This window comes from Streptomyces sp. NPDC096339, assembly GCF_044762985.1.
Taxonomy (GTDB): Bacteria; Actinomycetota; Actinomycetes; order Streptomycetales; family Streptomycetaceae; genus Streptomyces.
This window is the reverse complement of record NZ_JBIWFI010000027.1, coordinates 58,137-73,510: the sequence shown is the minus strand read 5'-3', so window position 1 is coordinate 73,510 and position 15,374 is coordinate 58,137. Positions and strand designations below refer to the sequence as shown.

The window sequence follows — 15,374 nt, the reverse complement described above, 5'->3', positions numbered from 1 at the left end:
AGCTCGCCGCGTCACCATCGCCGGAGAGACGCCGACCGGCCGAGGGGCACGACTCCGTGACGAGTGACGCGATAGCACTCCCGGCGCCGGTGACACGGGCCACCGGGAAGCCGGGCCGGGCCTGGTGGCCGGGGCCGTACGTGGTGGCCGGCGGACTGTTCCTCGTCTACCTCGTCCTCTCCATCGGACGGTTCCGGCGGATGGAGTGGGCCTCCTGGGACCTGGGGATCTTCGAGCAGGCCATCCGCGCCTACGCCCACCTCCAGGCGCCAGTCGCCGATCTCAAGGGGCCCGGGGCCAACATCCTCGGGGACCACTTCAGCCCGATCATCGCGGCTGTGGCACCCGTGTACCGGGTCTTCCCCGGCCCCGTCACCCTGCTGGTCGTACAGGCCGCCCTGTTCGCGGTGTCCGCCGTGCCCGTCACCCGCGCCGCGGGCCGGCTGCTCGGGCGGCCGCGCGGGATCGCCGTCGGGGTGGCGTACGGGCTGTTCTGGGGGATCCAGCGCGCCGTGGAGTTCGACTTCCACGAGATCGCCTTCGCCGTGCCGCTGATCGCCTTCGCCCTGGAGGCGCTGCTCGCCGGGCGCTGGTGGGCCGCTCTGCTGTGGGGGCTGCCGCTGGTCCTCGTCAAGGAGGACCTCGGCTTCACCCTCGCCGCCCTGGCCGTCGTCGTGGCCTGGCGGGCCCGGACCACCGACCGGCGGACCGCCTGGACCGCGCTCGCCGTCGCCGCCGCGGCCGCCGTCTTCGCCGTCCTCGTCTTCACCGTCTTCATACCGGCCTTCGCCACCGCGGGCTACGGCTACTGGGACAAGATCCACGGCGCGGGTCCCCTCGACGGCCTCGGCACCAAGCTCACCACCCTGACCTGGGTCCTGCTGCCCACCTCCGGGCTGCTCGCGCTGCGCTCCCCGCTGCTGCTGGTCGCCGCCCCCACCCTCGGCTGGCGGTTCCTGTCCGGGGACGACCACTACTGGTCCACGGACTGGCACTACAGCGCCGTCCTGATGCCCGTCGTCGCCCTCGCGCTCGTCGACGCCGTCGACACCCTGCGGCGCGGCGAGCGGCCGTGGCTGCGCTCGTACGCCCTGAACATGCCCACCGCCGTGCTCGCCGCCTCCCTCGCGCTGGCCGCCACCTCGATGCCGACCGCCAAACTCGTCGAGGCGAAGACGTACGAGAAGCCCGCGCGCGTGACGGCGATCGAGCACCTCCTCGACACGATCCCCGACGGGGCGACCGTGGAGGCCGACACCGGGCCGCTGACCCGGCTGACCTCCCGCTGCCGGGTGCTGTGGATCGGCGGGAGCAAGGGCGTGGTCCCCGACTGGATCACCATCGACAACGGCTCCAAGTGGGCGGGCCAGGACCCGACCGGGTACGCCACCCAGCTCCACCCCGGCGAACGGTACGCCCTCGTGGGCGAGGCCGAGGGCGTCGTCCTCATGCGGCGCGTCCACTGAACGCACGGCGCCGGCCCGGAACCTCCCCCGTGGGTCCCGGACCGGCGCCTCCCCCGTACGACCGGGGCGGTGCTACTCGCTCGCGATCGCGTTCAGGACGTTCATCCGCCCCGCCCGGAAGGCCGGGACCAGCGCGGCGAACAGGCCCACCAGGGCCGAGCCCGCGAACACCCCGAGGACCGTCGGCCACGGGATCTCCAGCACCTTCAGGCCCTGGAGCGCGAGCAGCTGGTGCGCGGTGGCTCCCCAGCCCATGCCCAGCCCGAGGCCGAGCAGGGCGCCGAAGAGGGCGATGACCACCGACTCCAGGCGGATCATGCGGCGCAGCTGACGGCGGGAGAGGCCGATGGCGCGCATCAGGCCGATCTCGCGGGTCCGCTCGACCACCGACAGGGCGAGGGTGTTCACCACGCCCAGGACCGCGACGATGATGGCGAGAGCGAGGAGCCCGTAGACGATGTTCAGGAGCTGGCCTACCTGGTCCTTGAGGGACTGCTTGTAGTCGGCCTGGTTGCGGACCGCGTACTGCGGGTACTCCGCCAGCCCCGTCTTGACCGCCGTGTACGCGGCGGCCTCGTCCTGCCCGTCCTTCGCGCTGGCCAGCAGCATGAAGGGGCGCGGCAGCCGGTCCGCCGGGACGTTCGCCTCGGCGACGGCGGTGCTGATGTACTTCACCGTCTTGTCGAGGTTGCCCTCGTCGCTGGTGATCGCCGCGACCTTCAGCTTGACGGTGTTGCCGCCGGTAAAGGCGACCGTCAGCTCGTCGCCGAGCTTGACGCCGTGCTTGTCGGCGTACTCCGAGCCCACCGACATCGAGTTCGCCCCGTACGCCGCCGCGTGCTCGCCGGCGACCATCTTGCGGCGGATGTCCTTGGCGTACGTGGGATCGGTTGCGGCGAGCCCCACTTCCTCGGTGATGCCGTCGGGCGCGGTGACCTTGGCGTCGACCTCCCGGTAGGCGGTGACGTGGTCGAGGCCCTTGACGGCGCGCATCACCTGCTCGGCCTGCGGCATGACCGGCTGCCCGGTCTGGGAGTTCACGATGAAGTCCGCGCCGACCGACTTGTCGAGCTCTTCGGTGGCGGAGGCCACCATCGAGGAGCCGACCACCGACAGGCAGGCGACCAGCGCGAGGCCGATCATCAGGGCGGCGGCGGTGGCGCCGGTGCGGCGCGGGTTGCGCAGCGCGTTGCGCTCGGCGAGCCGGCCGACGGACCCGAAGGGCCGCAGGACGATGCCGGAGAGCACCCGCACCACGCCCGCGGCGAGCAGCGGGCCGATCACGATGAAGCCGATGAGGGTGAAGACGACGCCCAGGCCCAGCCAGAGCGATCCGGGGCCGGCCTTGTCGGCGGCCGAGGCCAGGTAGAGCCCCGCACCTCCCGCCGCGGTGAGGACCAGGCCGAGGACGGCGCGGACCACGCCCGCCTTCTTGTCGCCCGGGGTGCCCGACTCGCGCAGGGCGGCCATCGGGGAGACCTTGCCGGCCCGGCGGGCCGGGATGAAGGCGGCGACGACGGTGACGACGACACCGAGGACGATGCCGACGACCGGGGTGGTCCAGGCGACGGTGAGGTCGTCCGTGGACAGGTTCATGCCCATCTGGCCCATGAGCTTCATCAGTCCGACGGCCAGGCCCACGCCCACGCCGACGCCCGCGACCGAGCCGACGAGACCGAGGAGGAAGGCCTCCAGGACCACGGACTTGAGGACCTGGCCGCTGTCGGCGCCGATGGCGCGCATCAGGCCGATCTCGCGGGTGCGCTGGGTGACCAGCATCGCGAAGGTGTTGAAGATCAGGAAGATGCCGACGAGGAAGGCGATGAGGGCGAACCCGAGCATCGCGTACTTCATGACGTCGAGGAACGAACCGACGTCCTTGCGGCCCTGGTCCGCGGATTCCTTGGCGGTCTGGAGCTTGTAGGTGTCGGCGCCGACGGCGGCGGCGATGCTCGTCTTGAGCTGCTCGTCGCTGACGCCGTCCTTGGCCGTGACGTTGATGTTGGTGAACGTGCCGGGGGCGCCGAGCAGTTCGCGCTGCGCGGTGGCGGTGTCGAAGTAGACGACGGTGGCGCCCGGGTTGGTCACCTTGAAGGTGGCGATGCCGGAGATCGTGGCGCGGAAGTCACCGGTGACGGCGATGGTGCGCAGCTCGTCCCCGATCTTCAGCTTGTGCTTCTTCGCCGTGTCGGCGTCGACCATCACCTCGGTGGGGCCGCGCGGCTCGTGGCCGGAGCTGACCTTCATCGACTTGAGCTCGTTGTCGTTCCAGCTCGCGGCGATCGTCGGGGCGCCGGAGGTGGGGCCGACGTTCTTGTTCCCGGCAGCCACGACCGTCACGGACAGGGAGACGACGCTGCCCTGGGCGGACTGGACACCCTGGACGGCCGCGACCTTCTGGACGGCGTCGCCGGGGATGACCGCCGGCCGGGCGTTGCGCGGGTTCTCGACGTCGTCGTCCCCGGCTCCGGCGGGCTTCGCGGAGACCGTGACGTCCGCCCCGGTGGTCGCGAAGAGCTTGTCGAAGGTGGCGTTCATGGTGTCGGTGAACACCAGGGTGCCGCAGACGAAGGCGACGGAGAGCAGGACGGCGATGGCCGAGAGCGCCATCCGCCCCTTGTGCGCGACGAAGTTGCGCCGCGAGGTCTTCAGGACGGTGTTGCTCACGAGGTCCGCCCGCGCGCGTCGAAGTCCTTCATGCGGTCGAGGACCTGGTCGGCCGTCGGCCCGTACATCTCGTCGACGATCCGGCCGTCGGCGAGGAAGATGACGCGGTCCGCGTAGGAGGCGGCGACCGGGTCGTGGGTGACCATGACGATGGTCTGGCCGAGTTCGTCGACCGAGCGGCGCAGGAAGCCGAGGACCTCGGCGCCCGCCCGGGAGTCCAGGTTTCCGGTGGGCTCGTCACCGAAGATGATCTGCGGGCGGGCCGCGAGGGCGCGGGCCACGGCCACGCGCTGCTGCTGGCCGCCGGAGAGCTCGGTCGGGCGGTGCTTGAGGCGGCCGGCGAGGCCGACGGTCTCCACGACCCGGTTGAGCCACTGCGCGTCCGGCTTGCGGCCCGCGATGTCCATGGGGAGCGTGATGTTCTCCAGGGCGTTGAGCGTGGGCAGCAGGTTGAAGGCCTGGAAGATGAAGCCGATCCGGTCGCGGCGCAGCTGCGTGAGCTTCTTGTCCTTCAGCCCGGTGACCTCGGTGTCGTCCAGGAAGATCCGGCCGCTGGTCACCGTGTCGAGACCGGCGAGGCAGTGCATCAGGGTGGACTTGCCGGAGCCGGAGGGGCCCATGATCGCCGTGAACTGGCCGCGCATGATGTCCACGTCCACGTCGTCGAGGGCGACCACGCGCGTCTCCCCGGAGCCGTAGGCCTTGACGACCTTGCGTGCCCGGGCCGCGACGGCTTCATGCCCTCCAGTACCCCCGTGCCTGGTTTCGGTCATAGCCGTTGTCACGGTCTTTCTCCTTCTTCGGAATGCGGTTGCCGCCGTTGTGAAGTCTCTGGCGGGAGGGGGGTGCGGCGCGCTGGTGCCCATCGCCGTATCCGCCCGGGGGTTAACCCCACCCCCCGACCCCGGCCCGTATGTTCCAGTTAAGGAGCCGCCCCGGCCCGTTGCCTCCTCCGCCGGGACGAACGGCCCCTGGGCCGTAATACGGAGGTCCCCTTAGGGGTTGTCCACCCTTCGGACGATGCGTCCTGGGGGATACCCGGGGACACCGCAGCGGTGAGATGGTGTTCCCCGCATATACGTGTACGGGGAAGGGATCTTGTGGGCGCAAGGGAAAGCGCGGCCGGCACAGCCGAGACCACGGGGACGGCGCCCGCCGGACGGCCGCCCCGGGCGGTCGTCGCCTCGCTCATGCTCGGGATGGCGCTGGTCGCCCTCGAAGGCACCGTCGTGGCCACCGCCGTCCCGCAGATCGTCGGCGACCTCGGCGGCTTCTCCGTCTTCTCCTGGCTCTTCTCCGGCTACCTGCTCGCCGTCACCGTCACCCTGCCCGTCTACGGGAAGCTCTCCGACACCCTCGGCCGCAAGCCCGTGCTCCTCTTCGGCATAGGCCTCTTCCTCGTCGGCTCCCTGCTCTCCGCGGCCGCCTGGAACATGGCCGCCCTCATCGCCTTCCGGATCGTCCAGGGCCTGGGCGGCGGCGCCCTCCAGGGCACCATCCAGACCCTCGCCGCCGACCTCTACCCGCTCGCCGAACGGCCCAGGATCCAGGCCCGCATGTCCACCGTCTGGGCCACCTCGGCCGTGGCCGGCCCCGCGATCGGCGGGCTGCTGGCCTCGTACGCGCACTGGCGCTGGATCTTCCTGGTCAACCTGCCGCTGGCCGCCCTCGCCCTGTGGATGATCTCCCGCCACCTCGTCGAACCCGTACGTTCCCCCGGCCGCCGGGGCCCGGTCGACTGGGCCGGCGCCCTCGGCGTCTTCGCCTGCGGCGGGGTGCTGCTCTTCGCTCTCGTCCAGGGCGGGGTCGCCTGGCCCTGGCTGTCCGCGCCCTCGCTCGGCCTCTTCGCCGCCGGCGCGCTCCTGGCCGCCGTGGTCGTCCGGGTGGAACGCCGGGCCGAAGAACCGATCCTTCCCGGCTGGGTCTGGCGCCGGCGCACCATCGCCGCCGTCAACCTGGCCATGGGCGCGCTCGGCCTCCTGATGGTCGCCCCGATGGTGTTCATGCCGACGTACGCCCAGTCCGTGCTCGGTCTCGGGCCCGTCGGCGCGGGCCTGGTCATGTCCGTGATGACCCTGAGCTGGCCCATCAGCGCCGCCCTCAGCCAGCACGTCTACCGGCGCATCGGCTTCCGCAACACCGCCGCCCTCGGCATCGCCCTGGCCGCGGCCATCCTCTTCTCCTTCACCCTGCTCCCCTACCCCGCCCGGCCCTGGCAGCCCGCACTGATCATGCTGCTCCTCGGCGGGGCCCTCGGCCTCTTCCAGCTCCCGCTGATCGTCGGGGTCCAGTCCACCGTCGGCTGGGCCGAGCGCGGCACCACGACCGCCTCCGTGCTGTTCTGCCGCCAGGTCGGCCAGAGCGTCGGCGCGGCCCTGCTGGCGGCCGTCGCCAACGCCACCCTCGCCGCCCGGCTCGCACACGCCCCCGTGGCGGGACTGCCCGGCCACCTCGACGACGTCGCGAAGGCGCTGGAGCGGCCGGGCCTCCTGCCGGGGGCCGCCGCCGACTACCTGCGCGAGGCCGTGGCCGCCGCGGTGGAGCACATCTTCCTCGGCGCGACGGCGGCCGCCGTCGCGGCCCTGCTGATCCTGCTGCTGGTGGCCCCGCGCCGGTTCCCCGTCCTGCCCGACCAGGAGCAGTAGCCACTTGTCATGACCCCGGCCATTCGGACACCCTGTGGCCAGGACCGCATCCGGGGGGACGACATGGCATCCGCACTCTTCGCACTGGCGTTACTCGCCGCACTGACCGTGCCCGTCGGCCTGCGCCTGCGCCACCACCCCGGTTTCGTCACCGGCCGCGACGGCCGCCTCTCCACCTCGACCGTCCTGGCCCTGGCCTGGACGGTCATCCTCGTCTGGCTGCTGCTCGCGATCCTCGCCCACGGCCTCACCGCCGGCGGCGGCGTGTCGTACTTCCAGGGGCCCGACGGCCCGCTCTCCACCCTCACGACCGTCTACCTGCCGCTGCTCGGCGGCCCGTACGCGGCCCTGATCGGCGCGAAGACGGTCGTCGGCATGCGGCTGGAGAACGGCACCATGGCCAAACCCGCCCCGAAGCCGACCGCTTCCGGCCGCAGGCCGCTGCGCGAGCTCGTCGCGAACGACAGCGGCCGCGTGGACCTCGTCGACCTCCAGTACGTCGCCCTCAGCGCGGTCACGATGGCGTACGTGGTCCTGTTCTTCCTCGCGGACGTCGACGGCGGGCTCCCCCACCTCCCCTCGGAGATCTGGGCCCTGACGGGCGCCCCCGCCGGCGCCTACCTGATCAACAAGATGGCGGTCCGCGCGAACCCGGTCATCACCGGCGCCACCCTCACCGGCCCGACCCTCACCATCGAGGGCGGCGGCTTCACCGACGACCCCGCGGTCACGGTGAACGACAGCGCCACCCCGGCCACCTCCGACCCCGCGACGGGCACCCTGACGGCCACCCTCCCCGAGGGAACGCGCCCCCCGCTCACGGTGGTGGTGACCACCGACCGCGGCCTGCGCAGCGACCCGTACCGCCTGGAGGCCTAAGCCTCGCCCTTGTGGCGGGCGTAATAGCGGGCCACCCGGGCCCGGTTGCCGCAGACCGACGCCACGCACCAGCGGCGGCGCGGGTGCGCGGGCAGGAAGAGCAGCACGCACCCCTCCCCCTCGCACGCGCGCACCGAACCCACCCGGGGATCCGTCAGCAGGTCCGCCACCGCGTCGGCCAGCTCCGCCGCCAGCCGCCGGGCGGGGGCGGCCGTCCTGCGCGGGGTCGCGGCCAGGCCGGCGCCCGCCTCCCAGGCCAGCTCGCGGTGGGCCGGCGCCCCGGCCAGGGCCCCGTTCAGCACGCCCAGCGCGTCCGCCGGCGGCCGCTCCCCGCACCGCACCGCCCCGATCACCGCACGCGAGGCCTCCCGCACCCCGCACACGGCCGCCACCTCGGCCGCGCCCACCTCCCCGACCGGGGCGAGGCGCCCCGCCTGCTCGGCCAGCCACGCCGCGAGACCGGCCGGGTCGGCGATCAGATCGCCGAGGGCCGTACGGGTGTTGAGGAGGTCAAGGGCGAGGGGCTCACCGATGAGCGGAAAGTCAGCAGTCACATCACTAATGCTACCAACCCCCCTTGACCCATTAAGGATCATCGACAAGACTAATGGAACCAACACCCCAGGAGGCATGTGATGAGCAGCTCGGCCGCAGTCGCAGTCCAGCACCGCACCGTCGACGTCGACGGAGTCCGGGTCGCCTACCGCGAGAGCGGCCCCGCCGACGGCCCCGTCCTGCTGCTCCTGCACGGCTTCCCCACCGCCTCCCACCAGTTCACCCGCCTGATGGACGCCCTCGGCGACACCCCCTGGCGCCTGATCGCCCCCGACTACCCCGGCTTCGGCCGCACCGAGGCCCCCGACGGCTTCACCTACACCTTCGACCGACTCGCCGACACCCTCGAGAACTTCACCGACGCCCTCGGCCTGGACCGCTACGCCCTCTACGTCTTCGACTTCGGCGCCCCCGTCGGCCTGCGCCTCGCCACCCGCCGACCGGACCGCGTCACCGGCCTGATCGTGCAGAACGGCAACGCGTACGAGGAGGGCCTCTCCGACATGGCCCGCGAGTTCACGTCCCTGCGGCGGGACGTCCCCGGCAACGAGGAGCAGGTCCGAGGCCTTTTCACCCTCGAAGGCACCCGCTTCCAGTACGAGGCCGGCGTCGCCGACACCTCCCTGATCTCCCCCGACAACTGGACCCTCGACGCGCACTACCTCGGCCTGCCGGGACGCGCCGACGCACAGGCCGACCTGGCGTTCGACTACGCGTCGAACCTGACCCACTACCCGGAATGGCAGGCCTGGCTGCGGAACTCCGCAGTACCGGTCCTGGTCGTGTGGGGCGCGGGCGACCCCTTCTTCACCCCGGCGGGCGCGAAGGCGTACCTCCGGGACGCGCCGGACGCCGCCGTGCACGTCTTCGACGGCGCGGGACACTTCGCCCTGGAGACCCACCTGAACGTGATCGCGCCGCTGATCGCGGCCTTCCTGACCACCCTCCCCTAACCCCGCCCCGTCGGCGCGGCCCCCGTTGCCGGGCCGCTGCCCCGGACCCCGCTCCTCAAACGCCGGAGGGGCTGGGGTGTGGTGCCCATGGGCGGGGCTTAGACCGTGGAGCCCGGTCCGCGGCGTCCCTCCGGGACGTCTCCTCGTCGTCGCGCACGAAGGCACCGCTCGCCGTGAAGCGTGGCTGCGCGCTCCTCCTGTGGGGACGCACCGCAGTGACCCCGCTCCCCACGCTCAGGCCACGACCCCGCCCCGGCGGGCCGGCAGTGCGCGGTCGGGGTGAGCGTCGCCGGACAGCCATCGCCCCCGCCCTGGAAGGGCGTGGCCGGGGTGGGGACACGCCGGAGTGTCCCCGCAGGACGAGCGCGCAACCGGGCTCCCTTGTCGAAGCCACGGCAACGTGCGCGAGGACGAGGAGACACTCCGGCGGGGCACCGCCCCGACAGCCAGGTCCCGCCCGGGGGACACCACCCAGCCCCGCCGGCGTTTGAGGCGCGGGGTCCGGGGCGGAGCCCCGGCAGTGGCACCGCCCCAACCGGCCGGTCCCGCCCACGGGTGAACCGGCGGCGCAGCCGAACCCGCACACCCGCGGCCCCGCCAGGGGCGCCACCTCACCCTGCCGCGCCCCCCGCAGGCGGCCCGGCAGGGGCCCGCCCCGTCAGCGCCGCCAGGCTCGCCCGCACGTGGTTCATGTGCGCCCGCATCTCCTCCTCCGCCTCCGCGTGCTCCCGCAGGACCCGCTCCGTCTCGCGCCCCACCCGCTCCTCCTCCACCCGCGCCCCCGCCAGCGCCTCCCCCGCCAGCGCATCCGCGTCCTCCTGGCCGTGCCGCGCCGCCTCCTGCGCCTCCGCGAACCCCCGCCGCGCCCCCGCCAGGCGGGCCTCCGCCTGGCGCTCCGCCTCCGCGGCCCGCACCACCAGCTCCGCCTCCCGCGCCGCCAGCTCCCGCTCCGCCGCGTCCCAACGGTCCACCTGCTCCTGCTCGCGCTCCGCCAGCAACGCCTCCGAGCGACGCCGCACCGCGTCCAACCCCGCGGCCGCCTCCGACCGCCACCCCGCCGCGTCCTCCCGCGCGGCCCCCCGCACGTCGTCCGCCTCCCGCTGGGCCCGCGACAGCCCCTGACGGGCCCGTACCTCCGTCTGCTCCCGCACCGCCACCGCGTCCTGCCGCGCCAGCTCCGCCACCCGGTCCGCATGCGCCTCGGCCGCGCCCGCCGTCGCCGACGCGTCCGCCCGCGCGTCCGCCCTCAGCGTCTGCGCCTCCTCCTGGGCCAGCAGCAGGATCCGGCGGGCGCGCTCGCTCAGCTCGTCGTACGCCTGCGGCTGCGGCGCCAGCGCCGCCACCGCCTCCCGCAGCCGCTCCGCCTCCGCCTCCATCCGCTTGGCCAGGACGGTCAGCCGCGCCACCCGCTCCCAAGCCTCGTCCCGGCTGCCCGACAGCCGGGCGAGGTACCGGTCCACCGCCTCCACCCGATAGCCACGGCCGCGCACGATCGCAATGGGTGCACTCATCCTGACAGCGCCTCTCTCGCGGGGATTCCCGTCAAGGATGCGCCATTTGCTCCCGGAAGCCCGAATGGCCGGGCCGAAACCGTCGTTCAAGGCCCCCCGGTCGTTCACCATCGGTCTGAAGCGATTCCGAAGTGCTCCGATCGCTGGGCCAGGGCAGGCCGGCCAGGCGCTCGAGGTGATGCCGGACGAGTGACAGGCTCACCCGGTCACACTCGAAGTCCGCGCCCACGCGGCGCGGGATCTTCTTCGGCCGCATCACCACCCGTCGAGCCAACCGGCGGCGGGACTTCACGCACAAGCTCACCACCGACCTCGCCAAAAGCCACGGCCTGATCGGTATCGAGGACCTGCGTATGAAGAACATGAGCAAATCCGCGAAAGGCACAACCGAGGCCCCCGGGAAGAACGTGCGGCAGAAGGCCGGACTCAACCGGTCGATCCTCGACAACATCCCGGGAGAACGGCGGCGACAGCTGGAGCACAAGACCCTCATGTACGGGTCCGTACTCATCGCCGTCCCGCCGTTCCACACCTCTCAGACCTGCGCCGCCTGCGCCCAGGTCGATCCCGAATCCCGCAAGGGATGCGGCCGACTGTTCGCCTGCACGCTATGCGGACATGAGGACGACGCCGACCACAACGCCTCGGTCGAGATCGAGGCCCGAGCCCGCCGGACGGGCGGCTCGGACATCAACAGCACGCGCAGCACCAAAACGGTGCGAGTCCCGGCTGCCAGCCGGAGGCGGATGCGTGAAGCCCCGAAGCCCGCTCACGCGAGCTGATGGGAATCCCAGCGCTTCTGCGCTGGGAGGATCGTCAAAGCAGTCCGTCCCACATCTGCTCCAGCAACACCGACCACCAGCTCTCCGGCGAAGCCAGCGCCGCACTGTCGAGCCCCGCCAGGTTCGCCTGGAAGTCGACCGTCCAGCGCCCCGCCTGCTCCGGCGTCAGATGCTGCCGCAGCCGCCACATGTGACCCAGCATCGCCAGCGACCGCACGAACTGCGGCAGGCTCGAATTCACGAACTGCGGCGGCACCGGCGCACCACCCGGACCACCCTCCACCGGCACCGCCACGATGTGCGCGGTCCCGTACTGCACACACAGCGCCTTGCCGAAGTCGCTGCCGACCACCAGGTACGAACCCGCGTCCGAAGCCGGCTGCACCTGCCGCTGCGCCGCCAGCTCGGCCAGCGTCGGCACCGGCTGGCCCGGCACCGCCTGCGCCCAGAAGAAGGGCCCGAAATCGACCGGCAGACCCGACCACACCAGCGTCTGCGCCACGATCTCCGGCACACCCTGACGGGACACCGCCCGCTGGTCGAAGCGGAACACGCCCTGCGGACCGAACGCCCCCGCCAGCTCCGCCGCGATCGCGTCCAGCGGGATCGCCGGCTGCAACGGAACCTGCGGCAGCGGCGCCCGTACCGGCGCGGGGCGCGCCGGGCCGTCAGCCACCTGGTGGAGTTCGCCCTGATGGGTGAGCAGATGCCGCATGCCCTGCTGACGTCCCGCGTGGTCCTTGCCGTACGGAGCCACGCTGGTGATCCGCACCTGCGGCCACGTCTCCCGGATCATCCGAGCGCAGTAACCGCCGGGCAGCTCACAGGACTCCAGCTCCGTGTGGAGCTCCAGCACCTGCTGCGGCGGCACGTTCATGGCGCGCAGCTCGTGCAGGATCTGCCACTCCGGGTGCGGGGTACCGGGCGCCGAGCGGCGGATGAGCTGCTGCTCGGAACCGTCGGGCGCGCGGTAGCGGAGCACGGCCTGGTAGCCGGGCCCGACCGTGGGCAGGCCGGAGGGAGCCTGCGGCGGCGGCTGGTGCGCCGGCGGAGCCTGGGGCGCCGGATGCCCCGCCACGGGTCCGCCCGGAGGCGGGCCGGGAGGCGCCGGCGGCTGACCCGTGATCGCCGGACCCGCCAACATCGTCGCCGCATGGTCCAGCCCACCACCGAGCGACCCGCCACCGGGCACCCCCGGCGGACCGGGCGGCTGCGGCACCCCGCCACGCGGAGCCCCCGGAGGACCGGGAGGCGCCGGCGGCTGACCCGTCACGGCCGGACCCGCCAGCATCGTCGCCGCATGGTCGAACCCACCACCGAGCGACCCACCACCGGGAACCCCCGGCGGACCGGGCGGCTGCGGAGCACCACCGGGAGCCCCGGGAGGACCGGGAGGCGCCGGCGGCTGACCCGTGATCGCCGGACCCGCCAGCATCGTCGCCGCATGATCCAGCCCACCACCGAGCGAACCGCCACCGGGAACCCCCGGCGGACCGGGCGGCTGCGGCACCCCGCCACGCGGAGCCCCCGGAGGACCGGGAGGCGCCGGCGGCTGACCCGTGATCGCCGGACCCGCCAGCATCGTCGCCGCATGGTCGAACCCACCACCGAGCGACCCAGCACCGGGCACCCCCGGCGGACCGGGCGGCTGCGGAGCCCCCGGCGCTCCCGGCGTACCCGGCACTCCCGGCGCACCCGACATCCCCTGTACCCCCTGCACTCCCTGCGCTCCCTCCGACAACGGTGCACCCGGCTCCCCGGACGGCGGCACCGGCGCACCCCCCACTCCGGAACCACCCGGCACCCCGGGCGGCCCCGGAGGCGTCGGCGGCCCCGGCACACCCGCGCCCGGACCGGCAACGCCGGCGGCGCCCCCGCCCGAGTCGCCCGGCCGGGAGATCCGGGCCCTGCTCGTGGGCGCGTCGGCGATGTCCGCCGCCTCCGACCCGAGCGCCGGCACGATCCGGGTCTTCGGCAACCTGCTCCCGCCCGGGATCAACGTGGTCTTCGCCTCCGGGGCCACCCCGGAGGACGGCGCGTCGTCCAGGTCCGATCCGGACAACGGCGGCGCGAACACGGTCGCGGGCAGCGGCACGGAGGCGTCGTCCGTACCGGAGTTCACATCGGTCCCGGCCCACGGAGTGGCCCCGACCTGCACCCCGTCGTTGGCGGTCGGCTCGTACGGGATCTCACCCCCGCGCCGCAGCGGCACCGCGTCCACGGGCTCCGCACCCCGAACCGGCACGGCATCGACGGGCTCCGCGGAACCCTCGGCCGCAACAGACGCGCCCACACCGGCACCCACAGGCACCCCAGCCCCCGGAGCCGCAGCCGCGCCCGCACCGTCCGGCCCGGCCGCACCAACGCCCGCACCGTCTGGCCCGGCCGCAGCCACACCCGAAGGCCCGGCCGCAGGCGCACCCGCATCCGAACCGCCACGCCCAGCCGCAGACGCAGACGCAGACGCCCCGGCAGGCGTAACCGCCGGCGGAATCCCCGCCCGGTCCGCCGCCTCCTGCAGCCACTCCGGCGGACTCAGGATGAACGAGGTCTGCTCCGAATCGATCCGCGGCGGCGGAACCGAAGCCTCCGAAGCCGACGCGGCCGCAGCCGCCCCGTACTCCTCCTCGTACCGGCGAATCACCTCACCCACAGGCAACCCCGGCCACAGCGTCACCTCACCGCTGTCCCGCGCGATGACCAGCCGCTGCCGCCCACCACCGGACACCGGACCGGCCGCGCGGTCCTCCGCCCACACCACGAACCCGAGCCCGAACTCCCGTACCCGCACCTCACGATGCTGATAACCGGGCACGTCCCCGTTGATCCACTCCTCGGCGCGCTCCTGCGCCTGCGCAAACGTCACCATCGCGCGCTCACCCCTCCACCCGCGCCGGACCCACCACGGGAACCGAGCGTGCGAATCCGCCGTCCACCATCAGACCGGCCACCGTTTCCAGTTCCGGCGGATTGCCCGCCAAGCGCTCCAGGAAGGCATCGAAATCAGCGCCGCACGGCAGCAACAGCCGCTCCACACGCTCCTGGACGGACCACCCGTCCCGGTCGCGCGCATCGTCGTACGGGGAGAACCACACCGAACCGACCGCCTCGCCCCTGACCTTCAGCGCGAGCAACCCGCCCTGCGCGAAGGCCACGCACAGGTAGTCCTTCGTCAGGTGGTCGCGCAGGCACTTGTTGACGTAGACGAGGTCGTTGACCGCCGCCTCCTCACGCACCGTGAAGAACGGCTGGTCCACCAACAGCCCGAGGTCCACGTCCAGACCCGCACCCACCGGAGCGCAACCGCCCGCCGCCTTCAGGAACGACCGGTACGCCTCCGGCAGCCGGTAGCCGAGGTCCTCCTCGACCCCCTGCACCTGCGACTCCGAGACCGAGACCACCGACTTCGGCAGCCCCATGTGCACCGGACGCACCTCCTGCAACGGCCGCGTCCCACGCTTCTCGTGGTCCACCGGAGCCGTCGCCAGACCGGCGTGATGCCGCAGCAACGCCTTCACCTCGACCGGTACCAGCTCCATGCGCCGCGAACCCGCCACGTGGTGCCAGGTCCAACCGTGCGGGGTCGCCACCGGGCCGACCGTGTCCCACAACTCGTGACCCGCCGCCTTCATCGCGGCGTTCGCGGACACGTAGTCCGTCAGACGCAGCTCGTCCACGCCGAAGCCCTCCGGCGGTTCGGCGATCTCCACCGCCGCCCGCGCGTACGCGGAGAAATCCGGATGCCCCGCGCCGCCCATCCGCACTCCGTGGGGATGCCGAGCAGCCCGGACCGGGTCCGGGAAATGCACGACCTGCCCCGAGTACGCGGCGTTGGGTGGCGCGGCATGCTGCCCGAGCCGACCTGTCGTCATGGCGGTAGCCCCCTGCTGGATCTGGCTGGTTCACCACAGCCTAT

General features: G+C 73.0%; 11 protein-coding genes. 5 read left to right on the top strand and 6 right to left on the bottom strand.

Going from position 1 to position 15,374, the window contains the following annotated elements:
* The first annotated feature begins 56 nt into the window (after positions 1 to 56).
* Positions 57 to 1,466 carry a DUF2079 domain-containing protein gene (locus tag ACIQ5Y_RS28180; protein ID WP_403886285.1) on the top strand — a complete coding sequence of 470 codons (1,410 nt, stop codon included), beginning with the start codon at positions 57 to 59 and terminating at the stop codon, positions 1,464 to 1,466.
* Between the two features lie 72 nt (positions 1,467 to 1,538).
* Here the strand turns inward: ACIQ5Y_RS28180 and ACIQ5Y_RS28175 are convergent, their stop codons facing one another.
* Together ACIQ5Y_RS28175 and ACIQ5Y_RS28170 are read right to left on the bottom strand one after the other, a co-directional pair.
* Positions 1,539 to 4,076, bottom strand: a complete 2,538-nt coding sequence (locus ACIQ5Y_RS28175) for an ABC transporter permease (protein ID WP_403886379.1) — start codon at positions 4,074 to 4,076, stop codon at positions 1,539 to 1,541.
* A 53-nt stretch (positions 4,077 to 4,129) separates the two neighbouring features.
* On the bottom strand, positions 4,130 to 4,906 hold the full coding sequence (locus ACIQ5Y_RS28170; RefSeq protein WP_403886376.1) for an ABC transporter ATP-binding protein: 777 nt from the start codon (positions 4,904 to 4,906) through the stop codon (positions 4,130 to 4,132).
* A 327-nt stretch (positions 4,907 to 5,233) separates the two neighbouring features.
* Here ACIQ5Y_RS28170 and ACIQ5Y_RS28165 point away from each other — a divergent pair, with 327 nt between their 5' ends.
* Entirely contained in the window at positions 5,234 to 6,778 is a 1,545-nt protein-coding gene (locus tag ACIQ5Y_RS28165; protein ID WP_403886282.1) for an MFS transporter, read from the top strand.
* Between the two features lie 63 nt (positions 6,779 to 6,841).
* A complete protein-coding gene (locus ACIQ5Y_RS28160; RefSeq protein ID WP_403886279.1) occupies positions 6,842 to 7,657 on the top strand; it encodes a hypothetical protein in 816 nt (271 codons plus the stop codon).
* Here ACIQ5Y_RS28160 and ACIQ5Y_RS28155 read toward each other — a convergent pair.
* Positions 7,654 to 8,211: a CGNR zinc finger domain-containing protein gene (locus tag ACIQ5Y_RS28155; protein ID WP_403886275.1), complete on the bottom strand. Its 558-nt coding sequence runs from the start codon at positions 8,209 to 8,211 to the stop codon at positions 7,654 to 7,656. The two genes, ACIQ5Y_RS28160 and ACIQ5Y_RS28155, sit on opposite strands and share 4 nt — an antisense overlap.
* A gap of 81 nt (positions 8,212 to 8,292) precedes the next feature.
* Here ACIQ5Y_RS28155 and ACIQ5Y_RS28150 point away from each other — a divergent pair, with 81 nt between their 5' ends.
* Positions 8,293 to 9,165 (top strand): alpha/beta fold hydrolase, encoded by an 873-nt coding sequence (locus ACIQ5Y_RS28150; RefSeq protein ID WP_403886271.1) that lies wholly within the window; start codon positions 8,293 to 8,295, stop codon positions 9,163 to 9,165.
* A gap of 611 nt (positions 9,166 to 9,776) precedes the next feature.
* On the opposite strand, the gene ACIQ5Y_RS28145 is transcribed toward ACIQ5Y_RS28150, so the two are convergent.
* Entirely contained in the window at positions 9,777 to 10,676 is a 900-nt protein-coding gene (locus tag ACIQ5Y_RS28145) for a cellulose-binding protein (protein WP_403886268.1), read from the bottom strand.
* A gap of 239 nt (positions 10,677 to 10,915) precedes the next feature.
* Here ACIQ5Y_RS28145 and ACIQ5Y_RS28140 point away from each other — a divergent pair, with 239 nt between their 5' ends.
* Complete coding sequence (locus ACIQ5Y_RS28140; RefSeq protein WP_403886373.1) at positions 10,916 to 11,458, top strand: RNA-guided endonuclease InsQ/TnpB family protein; 543 nt, start codon at positions 10,916 to 10,918, stop codon at positions 11,456 to 11,458.
* A gap of 34 nt (positions 11,459 to 11,492) precedes the next feature.
* Here ACIQ5Y_RS28140 and ACIQ5Y_RS28135 read toward each other — a convergent pair whose 3' ends face one another.
* Both ACIQ5Y_RS28135 and ACIQ5Y_RS28130 read right to left on the bottom strand, forming a co-directional pair.
* Complete coding sequence (locus ACIQ5Y_RS28135) at positions 11,493 to 14,327, bottom strand: SUKH-4 family immunity protein (RefSeq protein WP_403886265.1); 2,835 nt, start codon at positions 14,325 to 14,327, stop codon at positions 11,493 to 11,495.
* A gap of 7 nt (positions 14,328 to 14,334) precedes the next feature.
* On the bottom strand, positions 14,335 to 15,330 hold the full coding sequence (locus ACIQ5Y_RS28130) for an SMI1/KNR4 family protein (RefSeq protein ID WP_403886262.1): 996 nt from the start codon (positions 15,328 to 15,330) through the stop codon (positions 14,335 to 14,337).
* Between the last annotated feature and the right edge of the window lie 44 nt (positions 15,331 to 15,374).

Bases quoted from the DNA above. Each gene is read 5' to 3' on its own strand.
- ACIQ5Y_RS28130 (WP_403886262.1), bottom strand. From the start codon at position 15,330: ATGACGACAGGTCGGCTCGGGCAGCATGCCGCGCCACCCAACGCCGCG.
- ACIQ5Y_RS28175 (WP_403886379.1), bottom strand. From the start codon at position 4,076: ATGGCGCTCTCGGCCATCGCCGTCCTGCTCTCCGTCGCCTTCGTCTGC.
- ACIQ5Y_RS28150 (WP_403886271.1), top strand. From the start codon at position 8,293: ATGAGCAGCTCGGCCGCAGTCGCAGTCCAGCACCGCACCGTCGACGTC.
- ACIQ5Y_RS28145 (WP_403886268.1), bottom strand. From the start codon at position 10,676: ATGAGTGCACCCATTGCGATCGTGCGCGGCCGTGGCTATCGGGTGGAG.
- ACIQ5Y_RS28135 (WP_403886265.1), bottom strand. From the start codon at position 14,327: ATGGTGACGTTTGCGCAGGCGCAGGAGCGCGCCGAGGAGTGGATCAAC.
- ACIQ5Y_RS28170 (WP_403886376.1), bottom strand. From the start codon at position 4,906: ATGACCGAAACCAGGCACGGGGGTACTGGAGGGCATGAAGCCGTCGCG.
- ACIQ5Y_RS28160 (WP_403886279.1), top strand. From the start codon at position 6,842: ATGGCATCCGCACTCTTCGCACTGGCGTTACTCGCCGCACTGACCGTG.